Here is a 3787-nt window from a genome sequence, read left to right as displayed (position 1 = left end):
AGCAGATGCTGCCCGGCGGCCTGCCCAAGGAAGGCAAGCTCACCTTCGCCAAGACGATCGGCGAGGCGGTAGCGGATGCCGACTTCATCCAGGAGAGCGTGCCGGAGCGGCTCGACCTCAAGCACAAAGTGCTGGCCGAGATCGACGCCCATGCGCCGGCCAACTCCATAATCGGCTCCTCGACCTCTGGCATCAAGCCGACTGACATGCAGGTGGCGATGAAGAAGCACCCGGAGCGGCTGGTCGTCGGGCACCCGTTCAACCCGGTCTATCTTCTGCCGCTGGTCGAGATCGTCGGCGGCCACCAGACTTTTCCCGAGGCGATCGAGGTCGCCAAGGAGATCTACGCCTCGATCGGCATGAAGCCGGTGGTGGTGCGCAAGGAAATCGAGGCCTTCGTCGGCGATCGCCTCCTGGAGGCCGCGTGGCGCGAGGCGCTGTGGCTGGTCAAGGACGGCATCTGCACCGTCGAGGAACTCGACGATATCATGCGCTATTCCTTCGGCCTGCGCTGGGCTCAAATGGGCATGTTCCAGGTCTACCGCGTCGCCGGCGGCGAAGCCGGCATGCGCCACTTCATGGCGCAGTTCGGACCTTGCCTGAAATGGCCGTGGACCAAGCTGATGGACGTGCCGGAGTTCAACGACGAGCTGGTCGACCTGATCGCCACGCAGTCGGACGAGCAGGCAAACGGCCTCTCGATCCGCGAGCTTGAAAAGATCCGCGACGACAATCTGGTCGCCATCATGGATGCGCTGTCGAAGCAGAACAAGGGCAAGGGCTGGGGCGCCGGCGCGCTTCACAAGGACTATACCAGGCAGTTGGCCAAGCTGGCGGCGAAGCCGGCCGCCAAGGCAGGCGACAAAGCAAAAGCCGCCAAGCCGGCGAAGAAGATGGCGAAGCCCGCAAAGGCCGAGAAGCCCACGAAGGCCGACAAGGCGAAAACAAGCAAGAAGAAGGGCTGAGGCGATGCATTTCGGTCTTTCGGAAGAACAAAAACTGATCGTCGAGACGACGCGTGCCTTTGTCGAGAACGAGCTTTACCCGCATGAGCGCGAGGTGGAACGCACCGGCGAACTGCGCCGCGAGCTGATCGACGAATTGAAGGCGAAGGCGATCGCGGCCGGGCTCTACGCCGCCAACATGCCGGCCGATGTCGGCGGCGCCGGCCTCGATACGGTGAGCTGGCTGCTCTACGAGAAGGAGCTTGGCCGCGCCAATTACGCGCTGCACTGGACCTGCGTGGCGCGCCCGTCCAACATCCTGCTCGCCGGCACGCCGGAGCAGCGTGAAAAATATCTCTTCCCCTGCATCCGCGGCGAAAAGTGGGACTGCCTGGCGATGACCGAGCCCGGCGCCGGCTCCGACCTGCGCGGCATGAAGGCGACCGCGGTCCAGGACGGCTCGGACTGGGTGCTCAACGGCACCAAGCACTTCATCAGCCACGCCGACATCGCCGACTTTGCCATCGTATTCATGGCTTCGGGCGAAGAGGATTCGCCGCGCGGCAAGCGCAAGAAGATCACCGCCTTCTTCGTCGACAAGGGCACCAAGGGTTTCACGGTGCGCGACGGCTACCGCAACGTCTCGCATCGCGGCTACACCAACTCGATCCTCGAATTCGACGACTGCCGGCTGCCGGCTTCCCAGGTGCTCGGCGAAGTGCACAAGGGCTTCGAGGTGGCGAATTCATGGCTCGGCGCCACGCGCCTGCAGGTCGGCGCCACCTGCCTCGGCCGCGCAGAGCGCGCGCTTTCGCATGCCATCGAATATGCCGCGCAGCGCCAGCAGTTCGGCCAGCAGATCGGCAAGTTCCAGGGTGTGTCGTTCAAGCTCGCCGATATGGCGACGGAGTTGAAGGCCGCTGACCTGATGGTGTTCGAAGCCGGCTGGAAGTACGATCAGGGCACCGTCACCGATCAGGACATGGCGATGGCCAAGCTGAAGGCTACCGAGATGCTGGCTTTCGTCGCCGACGAGGCGATCCAGATCCATGGCGGCATGGGGCTGATGGACGATCTGCCGCTGGAGCGCATCTGGCGCGACGCGCGCGTCGAGCGCATCTGGGAAGGCACTTCGGAGATTCAGCGACATATTATTTCGCGGGCGTTGCTGCGCCCGTTCGGGGCTTAGAGCATGATCCGCCAAAACCGGGATCCGGTTTTGGCAACGATCGTGCTCAAATGAAAAGATGACCATGCATAAACTCGAACGTCTCCTGCGCCCGAAATCGATCGCCGTGTTCGGCGGGGCGCAGGCCGCCGCCGTCGTCGCGCAATCAATCAAGATGGGCTTTGCCGGCGAAATCTGGCCGGTGCACCCGACTAAAGACGAGGTCGCAGGCCGCAAGGCCTACCGTTCCGTCGCCGACTTGCCCGGCGCGCCGGACGCCGCCTTTGTTGGGGTCAACCGGCATCTCACCATCGAAGTGGTCAAGGCATTGGCCGAGCGCGGCGCCGGCGGCGCCGTCTGCTTTGCCGCCGGCTTCCTCGAGACCGAGGCCTATGACGAGGACGGCGAGCGGCTGCAGGCCGAGCTGGTCGCCGCCGCGGGTGAGATGCCGATCATCGGCCCGAACTGCTATGGCCTGATCAACTATGCCGACGGCGCGCTTTTGTGGCCCGATCAGCATGGCGGGATCAGACTGGCCGAGGGCGGCAAGGGCGTCGCCATCATCACTCAATCGTCCAACATCGCCATCAACATGACGATGCAGAAGCGCGGTCTGCCGATCGCGTTCCTGATGACGGCCGGCAACCAGGCGCAGACCGGCCTTTCCGAAATGGCGCTCGGTCTGATCGAGGACGAGCGCGTCACGTCGCTTGGCCTGCATATCGAGGCCTTCGATTCCGTGGCCGGCTTCGAGCGATTGGCGGCGAGAGCCCGCGAGCTGAAGAAGCCGATCATCGCCATGAAGGTCGGCCGCTCGGAACAGGCGCGGCAGGCGACGGTTTCCCATACCGCGTCGCTTGCCGGTTCGGATGCCGCCTCGGGCGCGTTCCTGAAGCGGCTGGGCATCGCGCGCGTCGATTCCATACCGGCCTTCATCGAGGCGTTGAAGCTCTTGCACATCACCGGGCCGCTGCCCGGCTACAGACTGTCGTCGATGAGCTGCTCGGGCGGCGAAGCCTCCGTGATGGCCGACAGCGCGGAAGGACGCTGGGTGCATTTCCCGACGCTAAGCGCCGAGCATCGCGCGCATGTCAAATCGACGCTCGGGCCGCTGGTCGCGGTCGCCAATCCGCTCGACTACCACACCTTCATCTGGAACAACGAGCCGGCGATGACGGCCACCTTCACTGCCATGGTGTCGGGCGGCTTCGACCTCAACATGCTGGTGCTCGACTTCCCGCGCCCCGACCGCTGCTCGGACACCGACTGGTGGGCGACGCTGCGTGCCTTCGAGGCGGCGCTGAAGACCAACAGGGCGCAGGGCGCGATCGTCTCCTCGCTGCCGGAAAACCTGCCGGAGGAATATACCGCCGGGCTGATGGCGCGCGGCATGGTGCCCTTGTTCGGCATTTCGGAAGCGATGGACGCCGCCCAGGCCGCCGCCTTCATCGGCTGGGCCTGGCGCGAGCCGCAGGCGCAGCCGGTCGACACCACGGCGGCGGGCGCTTCCGACGGCGACCAAGTCACGCCGGACGAAGCCGAGGCCAAAGCGCGTCTGATCGAGGCCGGGCTGCCGGTGCCGAAGGGCGAGCGAGCCTCGAACGCGGTCGAGGCGGTGATTGCGTCCATGGCGCTTGGTTTCCCGGTGGCGCTGAAGACGCTCGGCGTGACGCAC

Annotated in this window: 3 protein-coding genes; all 3 read left to right on the top strand. The window is 65.1% G+C overall.

Translation table 11 applies throughout. The features are described 5' to 3' along the window. On the top strand, positions 1-965 hold a 965-nt coding region (locus tag EOA79_RS30560; protein WP_128293595.1), incomplete at its 5' end, for a 3-hydroxyacyl-CoA dehydrogenase NAD-binding domain-containing protein. A 4-nt stretch (positions 966-969) separates the two neighbouring features. Continuing rightward, positions 970-2133 (top strand): acyl-CoA dehydrogenase, encoded by a 1164-nt coding sequence (locus EOA79_RS30555; RefSeq protein WP_066996076.1) that lies wholly within the window; start codon positions 970-972, stop codon positions 2131-2133. A gap of 64 nt (positions 2134-2197) precedes the next feature. Continuing rightward, positions 2198-3787: acetate--CoA ligase family protein (locus tag EOA79_RS30550; RefSeq protein WP_164894021.1), on the top strand; the 1590-nt coding region annotated here is incomplete at its 3' end.

Origin of the sequence: Mesorhizobium sp. M1A.F.Ca.IN.020.03.2.1 (assembly GCF_004023205.1) — a bacterium.
Classification (GTDB): domain Bacteria; phylum Pseudomonadota; class Alphaproteobacteria; order Rhizobiales; family Rhizobiaceae; genus Mesorhizobium.
This window is presented reverse-complemented; position numbering and strand designations above follow the sequence as displayed.